Raw genomic sequence first — 22,558 nt, 5'->3', positions numbered from 1 at the left:
CGTGGAATTACCGACCGTCCGTTCAGTAAGTATCGTACCTCGGTGCCGGGCCGCTGAGAAGGCCGCGCCGGGCCGCCGGGCCGCCGCCTGCTGCGATAATGCCGCGGTGAGCGAGGTGGGCGAGGTGGGTGACGGCCGCGCGACCCGGCGGCGCGGGCGGCCCGGATACGACCGGGAGAGGCTGCTCGCGGTCGCGGTGACGGTGTTCAACGAGCGCGGCTACGACGGCACCAGCATGGACGACCTCGCCCGGCGGCTCGGGATCAGCAAGTCCGCGATCTACCACCACGTCACCGGCAAGGACGAACTGCTCCAACTCGCCGTCGACCGCGCCCTCGACGGCCTGTTCGCCGCCGCCGAGGAGGCCGCCGCCGCGCCGGGCCGCGCGATCGACCGGCTGGAGCACCTGGTCCGCGCCAGCGTCGCCGTCCTGGTCGAGCGGCTCCCGTTCGTCACGCTGCTGCTGCGCGTGCGCGGCAACACCGCCGTCGAGAAGCGCGCGCTTGCCCGCCGCCGCGAGTTCGACCGGCTGGTCTCCGGGCTGGTCGCGCAGGCCGAGGCCGAGGGCGACATTCGCCCCGACATCGACCCCGCGATCACCGCCCGGCTGCTGTTCGGCCTGGTCAACTCGCTCGTCGAGTGGTACCGCCCGCGCGGCCGCGCGGGCGGGGCGCAGCTCGCCGACGCCATCAGCAAGGTCGCCTTCGACGGGCTGCGCAACCCCCGCGCTACAGGTGGGTGACGAGGAGTTCGGGACGCTCGACGCAGTCGGCGACGAACCTCAGGAAGCCGCCCGCGACGCCCCCGTCGCAGATCCGGTGGTCGAAGGTGAACGAGAGCTGCGCGACCTTCCGCAGCCGCACCTCGCCCTCGAACGCCCACGGCCGGTCCACGATCCGCCCGACGCCGAGCATGGCGGCCTCGGGGTGGTTGAGGATGGGGTTCGAGCCGTCCACCCCGAAGACGCCGTAGTTGTTCAGCGTGAACGTCCCGCCGGTGAGGTCGGCGGGGGTGAGGCGGCCCTCGCGGGCGTCGTCGGTGCGCCGCCTGAGCGCCGCCGCGAGTTCGGCGAGCGTGAGGGACTGCGCGTCGCGGACCACCGGCACCACCAGGCCCCGCCCGGTCTGCGCGGCGAACCCGAGATGGATCCGGGACGACTGGACGATCTCCTCGCGCTCGGCGTCCACATGGGCGTTGAGCTGCGGGTATCGCCGCAGGCCCGCCACACAGATCCGGGCGAGCAGCGCCAGCGTGCCGACGCGCGCGTCCGGGTCGGCGCGGCCGATGCGCTCCCTCAACTCCACCAGCGGTGTCGCGTCGACGTCCACCCAGGTGCTCGCGTCGGGGATCTCGCTGCGGCTGCGCACGAGCTTCTCGGCGATCGCGCGCCGCGTCCCCCTGAGCGGGATGCGCACGACGTCCGGGGCCTCCTCCGGCGGCTCGGGCCTGGCGATCGCGGCCTCGACGTCGCGCCGCAGCACGACGCCGCCGGGCCCGCTCGCCTCGATCGCGGCGACGTCGACGCCGTGCTCCTTCGCCAGCCGCCGCACCACCGGCGAGATGACCCGCGGCGCCTCGGCACCCGGCTTCGGGGCGGGCACGGATGCGGGCACGGACACGGGCGCGGACACGGGCACGGGCGCGGACACGGGCACGGGCGCGGTCTCCGGACGGGCGGCGCGGCGGCGCGACCGGCGGGAGGCGCCGTCGCTCGTCCCGTAGCCGACGAGGACGTTGCCGGAACCGGCCCGCTCCTCCTCCCGGTACCGCTCGCCGGCGCCCTCCCGGAGGGTGATCTCGATCAGCGGCGCGCCGACGCCGACCACCGACCCGGCGTCGGCGTAGAGCCGGGCCACGACGCCCGCGATCGGGATCGGGACGTCCACGGCGGCCTTGGCGGTCTCGACCTCGACGACGCTCTGGTCGACGGTGACCGGGTCGCCGACCGCCACCTTCCACTCCAGGATCTCGGCCTCGGTCAGCCCCTCGCCGAGGTCGGGCAGGTTGAAGACCGTCGCGGTCACGCGGCACCGCCCAGGAACCGCGTGTCGGGCTCGTCGTCGCGCTGCAGCCGGTCGAGCGCGTCGAGGATCCGGTCGACGTTCGGCAGGTGGTGGCGCTCCAGCATCGGCGGCGGGTAGGGGATGTCGAAGCCGGTCACGCGCAGCACCGGCGCCTGGAGGCTGTGGAAGCAGCGCTCCTGGACGCGGGCCGCGACCTCCGCGCCGACCCCGGCGAACCCGGCGGCCTCGCTGACGACGACGCAGCGTCCGGTCCTGCGGACGGACGCGACGACCGTGGCGTCGTCGAACGGGACGATCGTCCGGAGGTCGACGACCTCCAGGTCCCAGCCCTCGCCCGCGGCGGCCTCGGCGGCCTCCAGCGCCACCGGCACGCTCGGCCCGTAGGCGACGAGCGTCGCGTCGGCGCCGGACCGGCGGATCGCGGCGCGGCCGAACGGCTCCGCGCGGGCGGGCAGCGCGACGTCCGCCTTGGACCAGTACAGCTTCTTCGGTTCCAGGAAGATGACGGGATCGGGGTCCTCGATGGCCTCGCGGAGCAGCGAGTACGCGTCCGCCACGGTCGCGGGGGTGACGACCTTCAGACCCGGGGTGTGGGCGTAGTAGCCCTCGCTGGAATCGCAGTGGTGCTCGACGCCGCCGATCCCGCCCGCGTAGGGAATGCGGATGACCAGCGGCAGCCCCACCTGCCCGCGCGTGCGGTTGCGGGTCTTCGCGACATGGGAGGCGATCTGCTCGAACGCCGGGTAGGCGAACGCGTCGAACTGCATCTCCACGACGGGCCGGAACCCGCCCATCGCCATGCCGACGGCGAATCCCACGATCCCCGCCTCGGCAAGCGGGGTGTCGAAGCAGCGGTCGTCGCCGAACTTGTCGGTCAGGCCGTCGGTGACGCGGAAGACCCCGCCGAGCGCGCCGACGTCCTCGCCGAAGACGATGACCTGGTCGTCGCCGTCCATCGCGTCGCGGAGCGCCGCGTTGAGGGCCTGCGCCATGCTGGTCGTGCTGGTCGTGCCGGTCGTCGCGGTCGTCGTCACGGCAGCGCCTCCTCTGCTTCCAGCTCGGTGCGCAGCAGCGCCCGCTGCTCGTCGAGCTGCGGGGTCGGGGTGCCGTAGACGTGGTCGAACATCCCGAGCGGGACGAGTTCGGGGTCGGCGTTCATCCGCTCGCGCAGCCGGGAGGCGAACTCCTCAGCCTCCGCCGCGCACGCCTCGACGTCCTCGTCGGTGAGGAGGCCGCGCCGCCGCAGATGGGCCTCCAGGCGCGCGACCGGGTCGCGGCGCCGCCATCGCGCGGCCTCGCCCTCCGTCCGGTAGCGGGACGGGTCGTCGGCGTTCGTGTGGGCCTCAAGCCGGTACGTGCACGCCTCGACGAGGAACGGCCCGTCTCCGGACCGCGCGTGCTCGACGGCGGCCCCGAGCACGGCCAGAACCGCGACCGGGTCGTTCCCGTCCACCCTTTCCGAGCGCACGCCGTAGCCGACGCCCTTGTGGGCGAGCGAGGGCGCGGCGGTCTGCCGGTCCAGCGGCACGGAGATGGCGTACTGGTTGTTCTGGACGAGGAACACGACCGGCGCCTTGAAGACGGCGGCGAAGTTGAGCGCCTCGTGGAAGTCGCCCTCGCTGGTCGCGCCGTCGCCGACGCAGGCGAGCGCGACGCGGCCGGTCCCCTTGCGGCGTTCGGCGTAGGCGAGGCCCGCCGCGTGGACGGACTGCGTCGCCAGCGGCGTGCACTGCGGCGCCGTGTGGTGCCGCTCGGGGTCGTACCCGCAGTGCGCGTTCCCGCGCAGCAGCGCGAGCACCTCGACGGGGTCGATGCCCCGCGCCACCAGCGCCATCGACTCCCGGTACGTCGGGAACAGCCAGTCGTCCTCGTTCAGCGCGAGCACCGCGCCGATCTGGCACGCCTCCTGGCCGTGGCTGGACGGGTACACCGCCAGCCGCCCCTGCTTGGTGAGCGCCGTGGCCTGGGCGTCGAACCGCCGTCCGACGACCATCCGGCGGTACGCGCGGCGCAGCAGCGCCTCGTCCGGCGCCCGGTAGGCGGACCGCCGCCGCACCACCGCGCCTGAATCGGTCAGGAACCGCACCGGCTCCGCCGAGGGAAGCAGCTCCTCCGCCGAGGGGGGTCGCCCCTCCGCCGTGGACCGCCCCGCCGGCGAGGGGAGCGGCGCCTTCGGACGTGGACCCGCCATACGCCCCCACCTCCTCATTTTCCATCGGTGGTAGGAATATGAAACAGGTCGGCCATAAGTCTCAAGAGTCGGCCGGAATCCAGGACGACCTGCCCTCAACCGGAGCCAACATGGACCATCTGTCTTCGGAGAGCGCGGCCTCCCCGACCCCGCCGGGACGATCGGCGGCGTCCCTGGACGACGTCGACCGCGCCCTCCTCCGCGAGCTGACCGCCGACGGGCGGCTGTCGATGCGCGCCCTCGCCGAGCGGGTCAGCGTCTCCCGCTCCAACGCCTACGCGCGCGTCGAACGCCTGATCGAGGAGGGCGTCATCGCCGGGTTCACCGCCCGCGTCGACCCCGTCCGCGCGGGCCTCGGCACCGCCGCCTACGTGCTGGTCAACATCGAGCAGAACTCCTGGCGCAAGGTGTCGGCGCAGCTCCGCGAGGTCCCCTACATCCAGCACCTGGCGTTCGTGGGCGGCGACGTCGACCTCGTCATGCTCGTCCGGACGCCCGACAACGCGTCCCTGCGCGACGTCGTGCTCGGCCGCATCCACGCGGTCGAGGGTGTCCGCTCCACCCGCACCTGGCTGATCTTCGACGAGACCCCGACGCCGCACCACCACTGACCCCGGCCGGCTGCGGAAAAGAGAACACGTCCGGTACGGAGCGGGGCCGTACCGGACGTGTCCGGGGGGACGTTGCCAGACTCGGCCGCCTGCCGGCGGGGGATTCGGCGGCGGTCACGGGCGAGAGCCTTGGGACGTCCCTTTTCGAAAAGCCATTCAGTTGTCGTGCCGGCCGTGCCGGATCAGCAGGCCGGCTCGCCGCTCTGCGCGGGAACGCTCACGGCGGACCAGGCCGACTTGACCGCGTTGCACTCGGCCGAGGAGCCGGCGAACAGCTCCTTGGCGGCCTGGACGGTCGCGACCCGCGCGCGGGCGTGGGTCCAGCTGCTGACCTTCTTGTTGAGGCCGCCCATGAAGATCTGGCCGGCCTTCTGGATGCCGATGCCGGTGACGGTGGAGTTGTTGCAGGTCGGGCTCGTCGGGTTCCCGTTGGTCGGGTTCGAGCCCTCGGCCAGCAGGTAGAACCAGTGGTTCTGCGGGCCGGCGGCCTTGTGCACCTCCGTCCTCGGAATGGAGGAGGAGTAGCAGTTCGGGTCGCCCTTCGCACCCGGGTTGTACATGTTGCGGATCGGGCCCTGGCCGACCAGGTCGACCTCCTCGCCGACCAGGTAGTCGGGCGGGTCGTACTGGGCGGGCTCGTTGATGTAGTGCTCGGTCAGCGCGCCGAAGATGTCGCCGGCCGACTCGTTCATCCCGCCCTTCTCGTTACCGCCGCCGCCGTCGCCGCCCGGGGTGTTGGTGAAGACGGCGTGGCCGTTCTCGTGGCCGACGACGTCGACCGAGGTGGCCTGCTTGTTGTTGGCCTGGTTGTGGCCGAAGTTGGTGTAACTGCCGTTCCAGTACGCGTTGACGTCACTCAGCCCCACACGCGCGGGGAACCCGCGCCCGTTCCCGTTGGTGCCGTTGCGGCCGAGCCATGCCTTGAGCATGTCCCATTCCTTCTGGACCGCGTACAGCACGTCCACGCACGCGGTCTCCAGATTGGTGCCGCTGCCATTGCCCCACGCGCTGTCGGTGCCGGTGTAGGCGGAACCGCCCTGGCCGCCGCACTGGTGGCCGGGACGCTGCGGGTCGGTCATCGACGTCGCGGCCGTACTCAAATCGACCGTGCCGTGGTAATTGCTCTGGTCGTCGGCCGCGTCGCGGACCTCGTCCCAGGTCTTGACGACCTTCCCGGACTTGGCGTCCACCATCACGTGCAGCTTGGTCTCGGCACGCTTCTGGTGACCGCTCACGACCGTCTCGTAGACCAGCCGTCCCGAGCCCTCGGCCAGCACCGTGAGGCGCGGGGAGGAGACGGTGGAGACCCTGGAGACCTTGGCACGCGAGACCCGCGCGGCCTGCGCGGCCGTGACGGTCGCCTTCGTCCCCACGTTGAGCGCCTCGGTCTGGTTGACCGACGAGCTCAGCACACCGCCGGACGCGTTGGTCGTGACGACGAAGTCGCCGCCGTACACCGGCAGGCCGTCGTAGGTGCGCTGGTACTCCACGTGCTGGAGACCGCGCAGGCCGGACGTCACGTTGGTCCGGAAGATCTTGTCCTTGGGCGCGGTCTTGAACGCCGCGGGCTGGGAGGTGACGAAGGTGTCGGCCGACGCGGCGGCAAGAGAGCGGGGGTCCGGCTTGGCCGCCTTCGCGGTACCGGAGGTCGCTCCTGTGGCGGGGGCGGACATCGCCACGGCGAGGCCGACGGCCAGTGCCGTCGCCCCGATCGCGGTCTGGTGTCTCACAGGGATGCTCCTTCGACGGGCCCGCCATCCGAGGGCGCGCGGAGCCGAGGCTTGGGAGCGCTCCGCCGCGTCCTGTCTGCCGGGCGAGGACTGGGGACATGCAACTCATCCGATGAGCTGTCCCGAAGTGCACCCCGCCGCACCGGAACGTGTCAATGCATTCAACGAGACACGAATTTTCACAACTGTGAAATTGAAGGAGAAATAAAGATGATCAATACGCTGAGCAGCGGTCACGCCCGAACTCGGTATTCAGGCCCAACGAAATACGGGGGGCCGCCCGTCCCGGTGAAGCGGAATTTCCCGCGCGGCCGCGCCCGCGGGGGTCAGGCGTCCTCAAGCAGCCGCAGGTGATCGGCCAGTTCGGGAACGGTCGCCAGCACCGCCGGGTCGACGCTCCGCCGGATGAGGACGGCCTCCTCGTCCTCCCGTTGCCCTTCGAGGACGGCGACGACGAACCCGGGTGGAAGCGCCGCGTGAATGCCGCCCCGGCGCGCCGTCGCGGTCATCGCTTTGCAGACCTCGGCGAGCGCGGCGTCGTGCGCCGCCCCAAGCGCGACCATCGCCGCGTCACGTTCCGCATCGCCCGAGGCGGGCACCAGGTATTCCTCCGTCAGGCGGCGATACCACGGCGCCATCTCCTCGGCGCCCAGCACGTCCCACCGCCACTCCGGAGGGAGGAATCGCGTCGAGTACCCGCGCTCCTCGCGCACCGCCGCCTCGGCGTTGACGGCCAGCGCCGAGGGGAGGATCTGCTCGCCGTCCAGATAGGAGAGATGGAAGGCGGCGGCGTACAGCGACTCGCCCGGATTCGCCTCCGCGAGGCCCGCCACGGCGCGGCATCCGCGGTCATGCCAGGCGCTCTGGAAGGCGCCCCAATCCATCCCCGCACTCCCAAGATCGAAAAGGGCCTTCACCTGGAGCCGACGAGGGGACTTGAACCCCTAACCTTCTGTTTACAAGACAGATGCTCTGCCAATTGAGCTACGTCGGCGTGTTCGTCGTGCATCGTAGTCGACTCGGCGGGGGCCTCGCTCGGGGGTTACCGGGTGAGCATGGGCGGGGACGGGGAAGTGACCCCTGGGGACGTCTTCGCGGGGGCGGGGACGGCGCGGCCGGTGACGGGTCGCGATGCGGGACTAGGGGGACCGATGAAGCTCTACGCGCTGAACATGTTCCAGCCGGAGGGGGAGCCGCCGCCACCCGAGTTCCTGGTGGGGGTGATGGCGGAGCTGGCGGAGATCCGGCGGGAGCTGGAGGCGGCGGAGGCGTGGGTGTTCGGCGCCGGGCTGTACCCGCCGGAGGCCAGCACGGTCGTCCGGGCCGAGGCGGAGCAGGTGATCGCCTCGGACGGGCCGTACGTGGTGGCCCCGGAGTACCTCGGCGGGATCACGGTCATCCGGGTCGAGGATCTGGACGCGGCGCTGTGGTGGGCGGCGCGGTATGCGCAGGCGACCCGGCTTCCGATCGAGGTGCGGCCGTTCCGGGCGGAGGTGTGACCGGTGCGGGCAGGGCCGAGCGCCGGCCGAGGGCCTGGCCCGCCACCAGGGCGCCGAGCGCGATCGCGAACCCGGCGGCCTGCCCCGCGGTGAGCGTCTCCCCGAGGATGGTCAGGCCCGCGAGGGTCGCGACCAGCGGGTTGGTGAGGCCGAGCAGGGAGATCGAGGTCGGCGCGAGCCGTCCGATGCCCCGGAACCACAGCGCGTACGCGGTGCCGGTGCCGATGGCGCCGATGTAGGTGAAGCCCAGCACGTTCTCGCCCGTCAGCGTCGGCGGGAGGCCCTCGAACGCGACCAGGAACGGCACGATGACCAGGCCGCCGACCGTGAGCTGCCAGCCGGCCATCACCAGCGGCGACTCGGGGCTGCCCCACTTCTTGGCGAGGACGATCGCCACCGCCATCATCGAGGTCGCGACGAGCATGGCGGCGATGCCGAGCGGGTCGAGCCGGGCCTCGGCCGACAGCGTCAGCAGCGCGACGCCGCCCGTCCCGACCAGGGCGGAGAACAGGACGGCGCGCGCGGGGCGGACCCGCAGGATGGGCAGCGACAGCAGCGCCACGACCAGCGGCTGGACGGAGGCGATCGTGGCCGCGACCCCGCCGGGCAGCCGGTAGGCGGCGAAGAACAGCAGGGGGAAGAACGCGCCGAAGTTGAGGACGCCGAGCACGGCCGCCTTCCACCACCACTCGCCCTTGGGCAGGCGGCGGTTCACGGCGAGCAGGACGAGCCCGGCGGGCAGGGCCCGCATCGTGGCGGCGAGCCAGGGGCGGTCGTCGGGGAGGAGCGTGGTGGTGGTGACGTAGGTGGTGCCCCAACTCGCCGGCGCGAGGGCCGTGAGCGCGAGGTCGCCGAGGTAGCGGCCGCGCTGCCCCCGGGGGGCCGGGACGGCGGTCATGGGATCAACCCCTCATGGTTAATAATCTCAACGTTGAGCCAAATTCGGCTACATCGACGTCAAGTCTCTGAACGTTGAGATTATTTCCGCGACAGAAGGGACATGTGCGACACCAAGCCCGAACGCCCCCTCAGGCGCACCGCGCCCCCACAGGCGCACCGCGGCGGCAGGGGCGGCATCGCTTCAACCGCGGCGTGGTCTCAGGCGCGGCGTGGTCTCAGGCGCGGCGTGGTCTCAGGCGCGGCGTGGTCTCAAGCGCGGCGTGGTCTCAAGCGCGGCGTGGTCTCAAGCGCGGCCTGGCCTCGGGGCGGCCTGGCCTCGGGGCGGCCTGGCCTCGGGGCGCGGCGTGGCCTCAGGAGGCGGCCTGGCCTCAGGAGGCGGCCTGGCCTCAGGAGGCGGCCTGGCCTCAGGAGGCGGCCTGGCCTCAGGTGCGGAGGCGGCTGATCTCGTACAGCGCGATGCCCGCCGCGACCCCCGCGTTGAGGGACTCGGCCCGGCCCGGCATCGGGATCGTGACGAGCATGTCGCAGGTGTCGGCGACCAGCCGTCCGAGGCCCTTGCCCTCCGAGCCGACGACCAGCACGAACGGGCCGGAGGCGACCTCCAGGTCGGCGACCGTGACGCCGCCGGCGGCGTCCAGGCCCGCGACGAAGCAGCCCGCCTTCTGGTAGGCCTTGAGCTGCCGGGACAGGTTCGTGGCCCGCGCGACCGGGAGGGTCGCGAGCGTCCCGGCGGACGCCTTCCACGCGCCCGCGTTGACCCCGGCGGCGCGCCGCTCGGGCACGACGACGCCGGAGGCGCCGAACGCGGCGGCGGAGCGGACGATCGCGCCGAGGTTGCGCGGGTCGGTGATGCCGTCCACCGCGACGATCAGCGGGGACGTGCCGGTCAGCAGGTCGTCGGGGTGCGCGTAGCGGTACGGCCTGACCTGGAGCGCGATGCCCTGGTGGACGGCGCCGTCGGTGAGCCGGTCGAGTTCGTTCTTGCCCGTCTCCAGCAGCGGGATGCCGCGGTCGGCGGCGAGCTGGATCGACTCGCGGACCCGCTCGTCGGTGCCGGAGGTGACGTACAGGGCGCTGCCGGGCACGCGCGCGCGCAGCGCCTCGACCACCGGGTTGCGGCCGGTGACCAGCTCGGGGACCTCGCCGTTCGCGCGGCGGGCACCGGCGGGACGGGTCGCCCGCTGCGGCTCGGCGGACGCGGCGCGCCCGCGCGGGCCGACCGTGGTGGTCCCGGTCCGCTTGGCGCTCTTGACGGCGCGGGCCTTCTGGCGCTTGCCGTGCCAGTGCCGGTCCTCGGCCTTGGGAGTGGGTCCCTTGCCCTTGCGCTTGGCCATGCTGGTACGCCCCTCGCGACGATCGCTGCTCGCTCGCCCTCGTGGCGGGGCGACCCAGATTCCGGGGCGGCACCTGTGCTCACGCCCTCGACCGTCCGATTTTACCCGTGACCCGGCACGCCTCGCGCACCGTGCCGGGCCCGGGACGTCAGGCCCGCTTCAGTTCCCAGCGGGCGCCGTGCGGGGTGTCCTCGACGACGATCCCCGCCTCGGCGAGGCTGTCGCGGATGGCGTCGGCGGCGCCGTAGTCCTTGCGGGCGCGGGCGGCCTGCCGCTGTTCGAGGGCGACGGCGACCAGGGCGTCCACGACGGGACGCAGGTCGTCGCCGCCGGTCTGGTTCCACTGGGCCGACAGCGGGTCGAGGCCGAGGACGTCGGCCATCGCCCGCACGCACGCCAGCCGCGCCCGGACCACCGCCTCGTCACCGGAGGCGAGGGCGCTGTTGCCCTCCCGGACGGTCTCGTGCAGGGTCGCGAGCGCCTGCGGGACGCCGAGGTCGTCGTCCAGCGCGGCGGCGAAGGGGGCGGGCACCTGCCGCGGCACCGTGCCGGGGCCGACGACCTCGGCGGCGCGCGTGACGAACCCCTCGATGCGCTGGTAGGCGGAGACGGCCTCGACCAGCGCTGCGTCGGTGTAGTCCATCAGCGAGCGGTAGTGCGCGGCGGCCAGGTAGTACCGCACCTCGGCGGGACGGGCCTTGCCGAGCAGGTCGGGAAGCGAGACGACGTTGCCGACGGACTTGCTCATCTTCTCGCCGTCCACCGTGAGCAGCCCGTTGTGCAGCCAGTAGCGCGCGAAGGCGTCGCCCGCCGCGCGCGACTGCGCGATCTCGTTCTCGTGGTGCGGGAAGATCAGGTCGACGCCGCCGCCGTGGATGTCGAACTCGGGCCCGAGGTAGCGGGTGGACATCGCCGAGCACTCCAGGTGCCAGCCGGGGCGTCCGGGGCCCCAGGGCGTCTCCCAGAACGGTTCGCCCGGCTTGGCGCCCTTCCAGAGGGCGAAGTCGCGGGCGTCGCGCTTGCAGTCCTCGTTGGGGGTGTCGCCGGCGGAGCGCATGTTCTCCAGCCGCTGGTTGGACAGCGACCCGTACTCCGCCGCCCACGACTCCACGTCGAAGTAGACGTCGCCGCCCGCCGCGTAGGCGTGGCCCCGCTCGATCAGCCGCCGCATCAGCGCGATCATGTCGGGGACGTGCCCGGTCGCGCGCGGCTCGATCGTCGGCGGCACGCAGCCGAGCACGTCGTAGCCCTGGGTGAACGCCCGCTGGTTGCCCTCGGCGATCGCGAACCAGGGCACGCCCCGCTCCGCCGCGACCGCGAGGATCTTGTCGTCGATGTCGGTGACGTTGCGGACGGCCGTCACCTCGTAGCCGGACGAGCGGAGCCAGCGCAGCAGCACGTCGTAGATGACGCCCGAGCGCAGATGGCCGATATGGGGGGTGGACTGCGGCGTCGCCCCACACACGTACATCCCCACGCGGCCCTCTTCCAGGGGCTCGAACGCACGGACGCTACGGGTGCCGGTGTCGTACAGTCGCAAGCTCACAAAGCCAGGTTATTGGATGACCGCGGGCCCGCGGGGCGCTCTGCGGCATGCTCCTGGAACGCGCTCAGCCGCCCGCCGGGGCGAACAGGGCGTTCAGCCTGGTCGCGAACGCCTCGGCCTCGGTTCCGAAGCCGCCGTGGTCGCCCGGCCAGGTCTCGGCCCGCGTCCCGAGGCGCTCGGCGGCGATGTGCGCGGCCCGGTGGGCGGGCTGCCCCTCCGACGCCTCCCCCGCGACGAGCACGATCCGCACGCCGGACGAGCGCAGCGCCGCCTCGTCCAGCGAGGCGCGGGCGAACGTCGACACCTCGTAGGGGAAGAAGAAGTCGGCGTTCTTCTGGAAGCGCGCGAACATCTCCAGCGTCTCCGCGTCGAGATCCTGCGGGGGCCCGGCCTCCTCCAGGGGCGCGGCCTCCTCCGGGGGTGCGGTGTCGTCGCCCTCCCCGCTCGTCAGCGCGCCGAACCTGGCCATGGCGGCGTCCGCGCCGCTCTCCGCGAAGACGTCCTTGACCTCGTGGACGACCGACCGCCAGTGCGGGGCGTCCGGCAGCAGCGTGAAGAACGGCGGCTCGTGCGCGACCACCGTCCGGACCTGCTCCGGGTGCCGCGCGGCCAGTCCGAGCGCGATCGTCGCGCCCGCGCTGTTGCCGAAGACGTGGGCGGGCCCGCCCCCGACCTCGCGGAGGACGCGGGACGCGTCGTCCACGTGGTCCTCGACGCGCTGCGGCTCCGGGGGGCCGTCCAGCGGGCTGCGCGAGTTGCCGCGCCGGTCGTAGGTGACGACCGTGTACCGGTCGGCGAGCAGCCCGGCGAGGCCCGCGTAGCCGGCGGCGTCGTAGATGCCTCCGCAGATGAGCAGGAGGACGGGCCCGGCGCCGCGCACCTCGTAGTGCAGGGTGGCGCCGGGGACCTTCAGCGTGCGCACGTCCATGATCAATCCGTTCCGTTCAGGCCCGCGGCGCGGGACTCCAGATAGCGCTTCTCGGGCAGGCTCGTGGTCGCGCGCGCGGCGGCCCGGTACGCCTCGCGCGCCGCGCCGGTGTCACCGGCCTTCTCCAGCAGGTGGGCGCGGACGGCGTCGAGCCGGTGGTGGCCGGACACGCGCTCGTCGCCGTCCAGGGTCGCCAGCAGGTCGAGGCCGGCGCGCGGGCCGCGCACCATCGCCAGCGCCACCGCCTCGTTCAGCGTGACCATGGGGTTGGGCGCGACGCGGGTGAGCAGCCGGTAGAGCGAGAGGATCTGCGGCCAGTCGGTGTCCTGCGGACGCGCCGCCTCCGCGTGCACGGCGGCGATCGCGGCCTGCAACTGGTACGGGCCCGGCGGCGACCAGGTGAGGGCGTCGGTGATCAGCGCGGTGCCCTCGGCGATGGCGGCGGCGTCCCAGCGCGTCCGGTCCTGCTCGGTGAGCGGGATCAGCAGGCCGCCGGGCCCGGTCCGCGCGGCGCGGCGGGCGTCGGTCAGCAGCATCAGCGCGAGCAGGCCGGCGACCTCGCCGTCGCCGTCCAGCAGCGCGTGCAGGGCGCGGGTCAGCCGGATCGCCTCGGCGGTGAGGTCGGCGCGGTGCAGGTCGGGCCCGCTGGAGGCCGTGTAACCCTCGTTGAAGATCAGGTAGAGGACGTGCAGGACGGCCCGCAGCCGCTCCGCGCGCTCCCCGGCGGGCGGCATGCCGAACCGCGCGCCGGTCGACTTGATCTTCTGCTTGGCCCGGCTGATCCGCTGGCCCATCGTCGTCTCGGGCACCAGGAACGCGCGGGCGATCTGCCCGGTGGTCAGGCCGCCGACGGCGCGGAGCGTCAGCGCCACCTGCGAGGGCGGGGACAGCGCGGGGTGGCAGCACAGGAACAGCAGCGTCAGCGTGTCGTCGCGGTCGCCGGGCTGGTCCTCGCCCGGCTCGGGCCCGCTGGAGGAGGCGGCCGGGTCCCACGCGGCGACCGCCGCCTCGCGGTCGCGGCGCGCGCTCTCGCTGCGCCACTGGTCGGTGAGCCGCCGGGTCGCGACGGTCAGCAGCCAGCCGCGCGGCTTCTCCGGCACGCCCTCCTCCGGCCACTGGAGGGCGGCGGCGAGCAGCGCCTCCTGCACGGCGTCCTCGCAGGCGTCGAACGCGCCGTGCCGCCGGACGAGCACGCCCAGGACCTGCGGCGCCAGCTCGCGCAGCAGGTCCTCGACGCCCAGCGGATCGGTCACATCTCCGTCCCGGCGGCTTCCATGACGGCCCGCACCTCCATGCGCCCGCCGTACCGGACGTCCGGCCACCGCGAGGCGATCTCGACGGCCCGCTCCAGCGTCTCGGTGTCGACGGTGAGGTATCCGGCGAGGTGCTCCTTGGCCTCCAGGAACGGCCCGTCGGTCACGGCGGGCAGCCCGTCCCGCTCCCGGACGACCTTGGTCTGCGACGGGTCGGCCAGCCCCTCCCCGCCGACCCACTCGCCCCGGTCGTCCAGCTCCTTCATGATCGAGTCGACCTCGGCGAACAGCTCCTGGCGCTCGGTCTCGGTCAGTTCCTCGACGAACCCGGGCCGGTTGAAGATCAGCAGCATGTACTTCACGTCGTCTCCTTCGATTCCCATGTGTTCAGGCGTCGCCCGGCGCCCCGAGGGGCCGCCCGGACGGGCCGGGCCGGACGATGTCGTCCCGGACGGCCGGGGCGCACCTGGGGATCGGAGCCGTCCGGCCGTTCTCGACGTCCCCCGCGAAGTTTTCCCGAAAAACTAGCGATGGCCCTCGTTCAGCGCCTTGACCTGCGAGCACAGGGCGGTGAACACCAGCGCGTCCGGCATGTGGCCCGCGATCGCGGCCAGGGCCGTCCGCTCGCCGCGCGTCCGCACCGCGACCACGCCGTTCTCGATCACCACGTCCCGGACGGCGTGCCACGGCAGCCGCTCGCCCTCCTTGCCGACGCCCTCCAGGTCCACGGTGAACGGGCCGAGGCACACCTCCTCGCCCGCCTTCACCGCCGCCAGATGGCGCGGGACCTGGCGGGACGCCGCCTCCGCCGCCACCGCCTCACCGAGGGCGGAGACGTCCGGCAGCTCCTCCCCGAACCGCAGGACGCGGCCGTCCTCGGCGAGGAGCGTGAGCCGCCACCGCGTCCGCCGCCCCCGCCGGACCCCGGCGAGCGTGACCGAGACCAGATCGTCCCAGGTGTAGGAGGCTTCGCCCTCCGGCCCGCCGCTCACCGCCAGACCGCCGCCGAACAGGCTCACCACCCGGTTCCCGTGCCGCAGCGCCGCGCCCCTGGCGACCGGCGCGGCGACGAACGCGCAGGCCGCCGCCAGCAGCGCCGCCGGCACCCCGAGCCGCCACAGCCCCGCGGCCGTGAACACGATCGCCGCCGCGAGGAGCATCACCACCGCCGCGCCCAGCAGGACCAGCCACCCCACGGCGCGCCGGTAACCGCCCCTGCCGTCGAAGGCCCGCTCGAACTCCCCGAGCCGCTCCTCCGCGTCCGCCCGCTCGTCGTCGTCTCTTCCCACCCCTGGTGGCTCCGTGTCGTCTCGTCTCATCCGGTCGCGCGCCTCATCCGGCGGCGCGCGCCCACGTCCACGCGTACTCGGGATCCTCGCAGCGCCGCGCCGCCGCGCCGAGCCGCAGCGGGCGGAAGGTGTCGATCATGACGGCCAGCTCGGTCGAGGTGCCATGCCCCTGCCGCACCCCCTCGACCACCGCCTCCACCGCACCCGGCTGCGGCCCATGCGTGAAGCCGGACGGATGCAGGGAGATCGACCCGATACCGATGCCCGAACCCTTGCGCGCGGAGTAGTCACCGCCCACATAGAACATCATCTCGTCGCTATCCACATTGTGGTGGTTGTACGGGATCGGCACCGCATCATCGTCGAAGTCCAGCGGCCTCGGGCAGAACGAGCAGATCACGAACCCGGGGCCCTCGAACGTCTGGTGGACGGGCGGCGGAGCGTGCGTCCGCTTCACGATCGGCTCGAAGTCGGCGATGGCGAAGGCGTAGGGGTAGAGGCAGCCGTCCCAGCCGACCACGTCGAACGGGTGGTGGAGGTAGGTCAGCCGCGACAGGCCGTCCCGGGTGCGGACGAGGACCGGCACCTCCCCGCCCTCCACCAGCACCGGCTCCAGCGGCCCGCGCAGGTCGCGCTCGCTGTAGGGGGCGTGCTCCAGGAACTGCCCGTACCGCGACAGGTAGCGCCCCGGCGGCCGGACGTGCCCCCGGGCCTCGACCACGAGGGCCTTCACCGGCCCCTCCGGTATCCAGCGGTGGATCGTCCCGGTCGGAATGACCACATAGTCGCCCTCGGACACGTCGAGCGCGCCGTACATCGTCTCCACCCGGGCGCGCCCGGTCTGGAGGAACACGACCTCCGCCCCAACGGAATCGCGGTACAGCTCGCTCGGGCCGCCCGCGCCCGCGGTCGCGGCGAACGAGATCCGTACGTCCTCGTTGCCGAACAGCACCTGGCGGCCGAGGACGAGGTCGTCTCCCTCAGGGAGGTCCTGGGTGCGGTAGGCGCGCGGCCGCAGCGGATGGTTCGGCGCCGGCTCCGCCTCGGCGGACAGCACGCCCTCGCTCCTGGTGATCGCCGTCGGGGCGTGCCGGTGGTACAGCAGGCTCGAATCGGACGAGAATCCCTCCTCGCCCATCAGCTCCTCCGCGTACAGGCCGCCGTCCGGTCGGCGGAACTGCACGTGGCGCTTGCGCGGGATCTCCCCCACGACCCTGTAGTACGGCATCGTCGCCTCCTCCCGGGACGTCGCCGATCCGGGCTCCCGCCGGTCTCCGTACGGCGGTCCGGGTCACCCACCCCTTGCCTCCATACCGTACGTCTCTACCCTTAACGCGCACATGACGACGTTGATCGCGTTGAAGTCAGGGTCAACCGCCCTCGGGGCTGGCTAATCTCGCTGTGGGGACGACCTTGGAGTCCCCTCACGCGTCCCTCCCCGGAACGAGAACCATGCCATCTGATCCCACCCGCCCCGGCGCTCCCCGCTACACGCCGGTGCAGCGGCGGCTGCTCACCGCGACCGCCGGCCTCGTCGTCGCCGCGCTCGCGGGCGGCGCCTACGTGCTGACCTACGACCTGCTGCGCGACCTCGCGATCGAGGGACGCGCGAGCCGCCGCTGGGCGCCGATCTACCCCGCGATGGCCGACGCGCTCACCGCGCTGACGATCCTGTCGCTGGTCATCACCCGGAACGCGCGCTGGTGGACGCGGCTGCTGCGCTGGACGCTGCTGCTCGTGCTGGTCGCGGGGGTCGCGGCGATCTCCGTCCAGCACTCGCTGCGCGGCTTCGACGACCTCTCGGGCGACCCGCTGCGGGTGGGCGTGGCGGTGGCGCCGCACGCCATCCTGGTGATCGCGCTCTGGCTCTGGCTGACGATGTTCAAGCAGATCAGGACGGCCCGCCCGGCCGCCGGGGAGCCGGAGCCCGTGGAGGGCCAGCGCGGCCACGTCAAGGTCATCGAGCCCGCTCCGGTCCCCGAGGCCCGCCCCGAACTGGAGGCGCCCCCCGAACCCGAGGCGCGGCCGGAACTCGAAACCCGGCCCGAGCCGGAGGCACCGCCCGAACTCCGGGCGCCCGCCGCGCCGGAGACGCCGCCCGAGCCCGCCCCCGAGGTCGACCACATCCCCGGCCTCGGCCCGCTCGCGATCGGCCCGCCCGCCACGCTCCCCACCGACGTCGAGCTGGTGCGGGACCCCGCCAAGCCCCCGGCCCGGGAGCCGAGGTCGACCCGCACGACCCGTCCCGACCTGGTCATGCCCCCGCCGCGTCCTTCGGGCACCCACGCGGCGGACGGCGAGGAGCACGACGGTCCGCCCGCCGACCGCGCCGAGGACCCGGACGCCGCCGACGACCGGGACACCCGCCGCGCCGCCGACCCAGCCGCCGACCCAGCCGCCGACCCAGCCGCCGGCTCCGACGGCGAGGAGTCCGACGACCTCCCGATCCTGACCTGGAACCCGCCGCCGTCCGGCAGCTTCCGCAGCTCCCCCGTCCCGCCCGCCGAGTAGCCGCGCGCCTTTCGCGGCTTTTACCGGCCTTTGTGGCTGTACTGTCGGCCGGTCCCGGACGGATCCGGAGGCTCCCGGTCAGATCAGATGCCCGGGCGCGGGGGAAGGTACCTCTCCATGACGACCGTTTCGTGGGTTGAGGTCAGCGAGGAAGGCGGCTTCGGGGTCGAGAACCTGCCCTACGGGGTGTTCTCGCGTCCGGGGGAGCTGCCCCGCGTGGGCGTCGCCATCGGGGAGCACGTACTCGACCTGGCCGGGCTGTCGGCCGCCGGGCTGATCGACGACCGGCGCTGCTTCGCGTCGGGGTCGCTGAACGCCTTCATGGTGGCGGGCCCCGCCTCGTGGCGGGCCAACCGCGCCCGGCTCGTCGAGCTGCTGACCGACGAGGCGCACCGCCCCCGGGTCGAGCCGCACCTGATCCCGGTCGCGGACGTCAAGCTGCTGCGGCCCTTCGAGGTCGCCGACTACGCCGACTTCTACTCCTCCGTGCACCACGCCACGAACGTCGGCCGGATCTTCCGCCCCAACAGCGACTCGCTGACGCCCAACTGGAAGCGGCTGCCCGTCGCCTACCACGGCCGGGCGGGCACGGTGTACCCGTCCGGGACGCCGATCATCCGCCCGGCCGGCCAGCGCAGGACGCCCGGCGAGGCGGAGCCGGTGTTCGGGCCCTCGCTCCGCCTCGACTTCGAGGCCGAGGTCGGGTTCGTCGCCGGGGTGCCCTCCCCGGCCGGACGCGGCGTCCCGACCTCGGCATTCCGCGACCACGTGTTCGGGTTCGTGCTGGTGAACGACTGGAGCGCCCGCGACCTGCAGAGCTGGGAGTCGCAGCCGCTCGGCCCCTTCCTGAGCAAGTCGTTCGCGACGTCGATCTCGCCGTGGGTGGTGCCGGTGGCCGCGCTGGAGCCCGCGCGCGTGACCCCGCCCGTCCAGGACCCGGCCCCGCTCCCCTACTTGCGCTGCGCGGAGCCGTGGGGGCTCGACCTGCACCTGGAGGTGCTGATCAACGGGCAGGTCGCGTCCCGCCCGCCGTTCGCGTCGATGTACTGGACGTCGCCGCAGCAGCTCGCGCACGCCACGGTGAACGGCGCGCCGCTGCGCACCGGCGACCTGTTCGCGTCCGGGACGGTCTCCGGGCCCGAGCGGGACCAGCGCGGCTGCCTCCTCGAACTGTCGTGGAACGGCCGCGAGCCCCTGGAACTGGACGACGGCACCAAGCGCACCTTCCTGGAGGACGGCGACACGGTCACGATCCGCGCGAAGGCGCCGGGCGCGTCCGGCTCGCTGATCTCGCTCGGCGAGGTCACCGGGACCGTCCACCCCACGCCGGCCTGATGAAGCCCCGGCCCACCGCCCTGGCGGGCGCGGCATCGCTTCGCGTGACGGCCGAGGTCGTTCAGGGCGCGCCCTGGACTAGACGGCGCACGGACGGCGCTGCGCGCGTGCCGTGACCGCCAGCGCGACGCCGGTCATCGCGGCGAGGACGCCCCACACCGGCGTGAACCCGCCGGTGGCGTCCCTCAGCAGCCCCAGCAGGGGCGGCGCGAGGATGATCGCGATCTGGTTCACCGACATGGCCAGCCCCAGCGCGAAGCCCGTCTTGCCCGGCGGCGCCGACTCGGCGACGTAGGCGACCCAGGGGCCGTACCAGCCGTATCCGAAGAATCCCAGCCAGACGAACAGGAGGCAGGCCGTCGGCGCCGCCCGTCCGAGCGGCGTGGCCAGCGCCGCCATCCCCGCGACCACGGCGACCATGCAGATCATCACGGACGCGTAGCGCCCGGACCCGACGCGATCGCTCCAGGCCGCCATGCAGATCCGTCCGGCCACGCCCGCACCCTGCGCCACCACGAGCACGAGCGCCGCCGCGCCCGCGCCGAGCTCCGTCACGTCGTGGAGGTACAGCACGGTCAGGACGAGGATCCCGCTCTGCACCGAGATCAGGCTCGTCCCCGACAGCATGATCTTCACCATGGACGGTTCGCGCAGCATCCGCACCCGCGCGGCCAGCGTGACCTTCTCGCCCCGGGGAGCCTCGGGCAGGGGCGGCGCCCGGTAGAAGCCCATGAAGACGGCGGCGCCCGCCAGCGCGACGCACCCGCCGACCACGAGCGCCGTCCGCCACCCGTGGACATCGGCGACCAAGGGCAGGACGGCGGCCGCGAGCGCGCCGCCCAGCGGCAGCCCGGCCTGGCGCAGCCCCATCGCCAGCCCGCGCTGGGACGCATCGAACCAGGACGCCACCGCCTTGCTGCCGCCGGGCTGGGCGGTGCTGTAACCGGCGCCGACGACCAGCAGGACGCCGAGCAGCGCCGCGTAGCCCGGCGCGAGGCTGCCCGCGCCGAGCCCCGCCGCGACCACGCACGCGCCCGCGCCGACGACCCAGCGCTCGTTGTAGCGGTCCAGCAGCTCGCCCGCCACCACCAGCCCGATCAGCGGGGCGAACTGGGCCGCCGACAGCAGGAGCCCGAGCTGCGCGGTGCTCAGGTCCAGGTCCCGCTGGAGCGTGATCCCCATCGCCCCGATGCCCTGCACGAAGAAGCTGGACGCGGCCTGGGCGAAGGTGGCGATGCCGAGAACGACCCACCGGTACCTCACGGACGCCAGTACAGCGCCGGGTCGGGGTGGTCGGTGAAGCCGAGATCGCGGTAGAGCGGCGAACCGTCGTGCGAGGCGAACAGGTCCACGCGGGCGACGTCGCGCTCCCTGAACCAGTCGAGCAGCCTCCCCATGATCGCCCGGCTGTACCCGCGCCGCCGGTACTCCGGGACCGTGACGACACCGACCACGTGCCCCACCCGGCCGTTCCGCGAGTGCGGGCCGGGGAACCACTGCTCGATGGTGCCGATGCCGCACGCGGCGAGGCCGTCCTCACCGTCCACGACGAGGATGTGGGCGTCGTCGTCCTCCAGCTTCTCCTTCAGCACGCGCTCCAGTGCCACGAGCCACTCGTCGTCTCCGTCGGAGGGGTTGAAGTACTCGCCGCCGAGGTTCACGAACAGCATCGCCCGCAACCGCATCAGCTCCGCGACGTCGTCCTCGGTCGCCCGCCGCACCTCATACGTCCTGCTCACAGGGTTTGTCATGGACATAGCATGATGTAATGGGCTTATGCACCTCAACCCTTACGGAGAGGACGCCGTCAACCTGGCCGCCGATCTGGCCAACCGGCGCCCGGCGGATCCGGCGGAACTCGCGGACCGCTGCCGCGCCGCCGGACTGCTGCTGGACGGCCCCGCGACCCCCGACGACCTCGACCGCGTCCACACGGCCCTGGACGCGTGGGAGAAGGCCGTCGACGCCACCGACGAGCGCGAACGCGCCGACCTGGTCAACCGGATGCTCGCGGCGTCCGCCGCCTACCCCCGGCTGACCGACCACGGCGGTACCGGCTGGCACCTGCACTACCGCGAGGAACGGCAGCCGCTCGGCGTCCTGCTGTCCGCGCTGATCTCCGTCGGCACGGCCCTGCACCTGGTCGGGCGCGGCATGCACCGGCTCCGCCGCTGCGCGGTGGCCGGGTGCACCGTGATCTTCGCCGACACCACCCGCACGGGCCGCCGCCGCTACTGCTCGCAGCGCTGCTCCAACCGGGACGCCGTCCGCCGCCACCGCGCCCGCACCGCCTAGCGCCCCGGCGCGGCCGCAAAGGCGGCGGCGCCGACACGGGCCGTTCGGCAGGCCACGCCACGAACACGGCCGTCCGAGGGGCTCGCCTGGGCGAACGCGGCTCTGGTCAGAGGGTGGGGACCACCAGGGCGGTGGCCATGGCGGCCAGGCCCTCGCCCCGGCCGGTGAGGCCCAGGCCGTCGGTGGTGGTGGCCGAGACCGTCACCGGAGCGCCCGCGAGGGCCTCGGTGAGGACCTTCTCGGCCTCGGCGCGCCGTTTGCCGATCTTGGGACGGTTGCCGATGACCTGGATCGAGACGTTGCCGATGGTGAATCCGGCCTCGGCCGCGAGCCGGGCGACCTCGCGCAGCAGCGTGACGCCGGACGCGCCGGACCAGCGCGGGTCGGCGGTGCCGAAGACCGCGCCGAGGTCACCGAGGGCGCAGGCCGACAGCAGGGCGTCGCAGGCCGCGTGCGCGGCGACGTCGCCGTCGGAGTGCCCGGCGAGGCCGTGGCCCTCGCCCGGCCATTCGAGCCCGGCGACCCACAGGGGGCGCGGCTCCGACGAGAACGGGTGGACGTCGGTACCGACGCCCACCCGTGGAAGCCGTGCGCTCAACTCAGCTGGCCAGGACCTCGTCGAGCAGGGCCTCGGCCTTGTCCTCGTTGGTCTTCTCGGCGAGCGCGAGCTCGCTGACGAGGATCTGCCGGGCCTTGGCGAGCATGCGCTTCTCGCCCGCCGACAGGCCGCGCTCCTTGTCGCGGCGCCACAGGTCGCGGACGACCTCGGCGACCTTGTTGACGTCGCCGGAGGCGAGCTTCTCAAGGTTCGCCTTGTACCGGCGCGACCAGTTCGTGGGCTCCTCGGTGTATGGTGCGCGAAGCACCTCGAACACCTTCTCCAGACCCTCCTGGCCGACGACGTCCCGGACACCCACGTCCTCGACGTTCTCGACCGGGACCTGCACTGTCAGGTCGCCCTTGTCGACCTTCAAGACCAGATAGGTCTTTTCCTCACCTTTGATGGTGCGAGTCTCGATGGCCTCGATCCGAGCAGCCCCATGGTGGGGGTAGACGACGGTGTCGCCGACCTGGAAAGTCATGTGACAAGTACCCCTTCCGCTAAGACCAGG

At 73.1% G+C, this 22,558-nt stretch carries 23 protein-coding genes and 1 tRNA gene; 6 read left to right on the top strand and 18 right to left on the bottom strand.

The window, feature by feature from the left end; translation table 11 throughout:
- The first annotated feature begins 106 nt into the window (after window positions 1-106).
- Window positions 107-742, top strand: a complete 636-nt coding sequence (locus GNZ18_RS36880) for a TetR/AcrR family transcriptional regulator (RefSeq protein WP_312874953.1) — start codon at window positions 107-109, stop codon at window positions 740-742.
- Here GNZ18_RS36880 and GNZ18_RS36875 read toward each other — a convergent pair.
- The 3 genes from GNZ18_RS36875 to pdhA are packed head-to-tail and all read right to left on the bottom strand — an operon-like array spanning window position 729 to window position 4,215.
- Window positions 729-2,024, bottom strand: coding sequence for a dihydrolipoamide acetyltransferase family protein (locus GNZ18_RS36875; protein WP_312874952.1), 1,296 nt, complete (start codon window positions 2,022-2,024; stop codon window positions 729-731). The two genes, GNZ18_RS36880 and GNZ18_RS36875, sit on opposite strands and share 14 nt — an antisense overlap.
- On the bottom strand, window positions 2,021-3,016 hold the full coding sequence (locus GNZ18_RS36870; protein ID WP_156221611.1) for an alpha-ketoacid dehydrogenase subunit beta: 996 nt from the start codon (window positions 3,014-3,016) through the stop codon (window positions 2,021-2,023). The genes GNZ18_RS36875 and GNZ18_RS36870 overlap by 4 nt, the downstream gene beginning before the upstream one ends.
- Before the next feature lie 38 nt (window positions 3,017-3,054).
- Entirely contained in the window at window positions 3,055-4,215 is a 1,161-nt protein-coding gene (gene pdhA / locus GNZ18_RS36865) for a pyruvate dehydrogenase (acetyl-transferring) E1 component subunit alpha (RefSeq protein ID WP_156221528.1), read from the bottom strand.
- 110 nt (window positions 4,216-4,325) lie between these two features.
- On the opposite strand from pdhA, the gene GNZ18_RS36860 reads away from it, so the two are divergent.
- On the top strand, window positions 4,326-4,826 hold the full coding sequence (locus GNZ18_RS36860; RefSeq protein ID WP_156221526.1) for an Lrp/AsnC family transcriptional regulator: 501 nt from the start codon (window positions 4,326-4,328) through the stop codon (window positions 4,824-4,826).
- 182 nt (window positions 4,827-5,008) lie between these two features.
- On the opposite strand, the gene GNZ18_RS36855 is transcribed toward GNZ18_RS36860, so the two are convergent.
- The 3 genes from GNZ18_RS36855 to GNZ18_RS36845 form a co-directional block, all read right to left on the bottom strand.
- Window positions 5,009-6,556 (bottom strand): M4 family metallopeptidase, encoded by a 1,548-nt coding sequence (locus tag GNZ18_RS36855; RefSeq protein WP_308165912.1) that lies wholly within the window; start codon window positions 6,554-6,556, stop codon window positions 5,009-5,011.
- A 326-nt stretch (window positions 6,557-6,882) separates the two neighbouring features.
- Window positions 6,883-7,440 carry a DUF4303 domain-containing protein gene (locus GNZ18_RS36850; protein ID WP_156221525.1) on the bottom strand — a complete coding sequence of 186 codons (558 nt, stop codon included), beginning with the start codon at window positions 7,438-7,440 and terminating at the stop codon, window positions 6,883-6,885.
- A 34-nt stretch (window positions 7,441-7,474) separates the two neighbouring features.
- Window positions 7,475-7,550 (bottom strand) — tRNA-Thr (locus GNZ18_RS36845).
- A 157-nt stretch (window positions 7,551-7,707) separates the two neighbouring features.
- On the opposite strand from GNZ18_RS36845, the gene GNZ18_RS36840 reads away from it, so the two are divergent.
- Window positions 7,708-8,055 (top strand): YciI family protein, encoded by a 348-nt coding sequence (locus GNZ18_RS36840; RefSeq protein ID WP_156221524.1) that lies wholly within the window; start codon window positions 7,708-7,710, stop codon window positions 8,053-8,055.
- On the opposite strand, the gene GNZ18_RS36835 is transcribed toward GNZ18_RS36840, so the two are convergent.
- From GNZ18_RS36835 to GNZ18_RS36800, 8 genes are all read right to left on the bottom strand, one after another.
- Window positions 7,952-8,953, bottom strand: a complete 1,002-nt coding sequence (locus GNZ18_RS36835) for a DMT family transporter (protein WP_156221523.1) — start codon at window positions 8,951-8,953, stop codon at window positions 7,952-7,954. The two genes, GNZ18_RS36840 and GNZ18_RS36835, sit on opposite strands and share 104 nt — an antisense overlap.
- A gap of 424 nt (window positions 8,954-9,377) precedes the next feature.
- Window positions 9,378-10,289 (bottom strand): 23S rRNA (guanosine(2251)-2'-O)-methyltransferase RlmB, encoded by a 912-nt coding sequence (gene rlmB, locus GNZ18_RS36830; RefSeq protein WP_156221522.1) that lies wholly within the window; start codon window positions 10,287-10,289, stop codon window positions 9,378-9,380.
- Between the two features lie 148 nt (window positions 10,290-10,437).
- On the bottom strand, window positions 10,438-11,835 hold the full coding sequence (gene cysS / locus GNZ18_RS36825) for a cysteine--tRNA ligase (protein ID WP_312874951.1): 1,398 nt from the start codon (window positions 11,833-11,835) through the stop codon (window positions 10,438-10,440).
- A gap of 64 nt (window positions 11,836-11,899) precedes the next feature.
- Window positions 11,900-12,763, bottom strand: a complete 864-nt coding sequence (locus GNZ18_RS36820) for an alpha/beta fold hydrolase (protein WP_156221521.1) — start codon at window positions 12,761-12,763, stop codon at window positions 11,900-11,902.
- Between the two features lie 2 nt (window positions 12,764-12,765).
- A complete protein-coding gene (locus GNZ18_RS36815) occupies window positions 12,766-14,016 on the bottom strand; it encodes an RNA polymerase sigma factor (RefSeq protein ID WP_312874950.1) in 1,251 nt (416 codons plus the stop codon).
- Window positions 14,013-14,369, bottom strand: coding sequence for a YciI family protein (locus GNZ18_RS36810; RefSeq protein ID WP_156221604.1), 357 nt, complete (start codon window positions 14,367-14,369; stop codon window positions 14,013-14,015). The genes GNZ18_RS36815 and GNZ18_RS36810 overlap by 4 nt, the downstream gene beginning before the upstream one ends.
- Before the next feature lie 171 nt (window positions 14,370-14,540).
- Window positions 14,541-15,305: a DUF6585 family protein gene (locus tag GNZ18_RS36805; protein WP_156221520.1), complete on the bottom strand. Its 765-nt coding sequence runs from the start codon at window positions 15,303-15,305 to the stop codon at window positions 14,541-14,543.
- Window positions 15,306-15,348: 43 nt separating this feature from the next.
- Window positions 15,349-16,533 (bottom strand): homogentisate 1,2-dioxygenase, encoded by a 1,185-nt coding sequence (locus tag GNZ18_RS36800; protein WP_156221519.1) that lies wholly within the window; start codon window positions 16,531-16,533, stop codon window positions 15,349-15,351.
- A gap of 224 nt (window positions 16,534-16,757) precedes the next feature.
- On the opposite strand from GNZ18_RS36800, the gene GNZ18_RS43455 reads away from it, so the two are divergent.
- Window positions 16,758-17,816 (top strand): DUF2637 domain-containing protein, encoded by a 1,059-nt coding sequence (locus GNZ18_RS43455; RefSeq protein WP_156221517.1) that lies wholly within the window; start codon window positions 16,758-16,760, stop codon window positions 17,814-17,816.
- A gap of 117 nt (window positions 17,817-17,933) precedes the next feature.
- A complete protein-coding gene (gene fahA, locus GNZ18_RS36790; RefSeq protein ID WP_156221515.1) occupies window positions 17,934-19,151 on the top strand; it encodes a fumarylacetoacetase in 1,218 nt (405 codons plus the stop codon).
- A 78-nt stretch (window positions 19,152-19,229) separates the two neighbouring features.
- Here the strand turns inward: fahA and GNZ18_RS36785 are convergent, their stop codons facing one another.
- Both GNZ18_RS36785 and GNZ18_RS42805 read right to left on the bottom strand, forming a co-directional pair.
- Complete coding sequence (locus GNZ18_RS36785; RefSeq protein ID WP_173390998.1) at window positions 19,230-20,414, bottom strand: MFS transporter; 1,185 nt, start codon at window positions 20,412-20,414, stop codon at window positions 19,230-19,232.
- On the bottom strand, window positions 20,411-20,902 hold the full coding sequence (locus GNZ18_RS42805) for a GNAT family N-acetyltransferase (RefSeq protein WP_242891340.1): 492 nt from the start codon (window positions 20,900-20,902) through the stop codon (window positions 20,411-20,413). Before GNZ18_RS42805 ends, GNZ18_RS36785 begins: the two co-directional genes overlap by 4 nt.
- A 25-nt stretch (window positions 20,903-20,927) precedes the next feature.
- On the opposite strand from GNZ18_RS42805, the gene GNZ18_RS36775 reads away from it, so the two are divergent.
- Window positions 20,928-21,446, top strand: a complete 519-nt coding sequence (locus GNZ18_RS36775; protein ID WP_156221513.1) for a CGNR zinc finger domain-containing protein — start codon at window positions 20,928-20,930, stop codon at window positions 21,444-21,446.
- A gap of 106 nt (window positions 21,447-21,552) precedes the next feature.
- Here the strand turns inward: GNZ18_RS36775 and ispF are convergent, their stop codons facing one another.
- Window positions 21,553-22,023 carry a 2-C-methyl-D-erythritol 2,4-cyclodiphosphate synthase gene (gene ispF / locus GNZ18_RS36770; RefSeq protein ID WP_312874949.1) on the bottom strand — a complete coding sequence of 157 codons (471 nt, stop codon included), beginning with the start codon at window positions 22,021-22,023 and terminating at the stop codon, window positions 21,553-21,555.
- Between the two features lie 22 nt (window positions 22,024-22,045).
- A complete protein-coding gene (locus tag GNZ18_RS36765) occupies window positions 22,046-22,528 on the bottom strand; it encodes a CarD family transcriptional regulator (RefSeq protein ID WP_067459337.1) in 483 nt (160 codons plus the stop codon).
- Between the last annotated feature and the right edge of the window lie 30 nt (window positions 22,529-22,558).

Source organism: Actinomadura litoris (assembly GCF_009733595.1).
Taxonomy (GTDB): Bacteria; Actinomycetota; Actinomycetes; order Streptosporangiales; family Streptosporangiaceae; genus Spirillospora; species Spirillospora litoris.
This window is presented reverse-complemented; position numbering and strand designations above follow the sequence as displayed.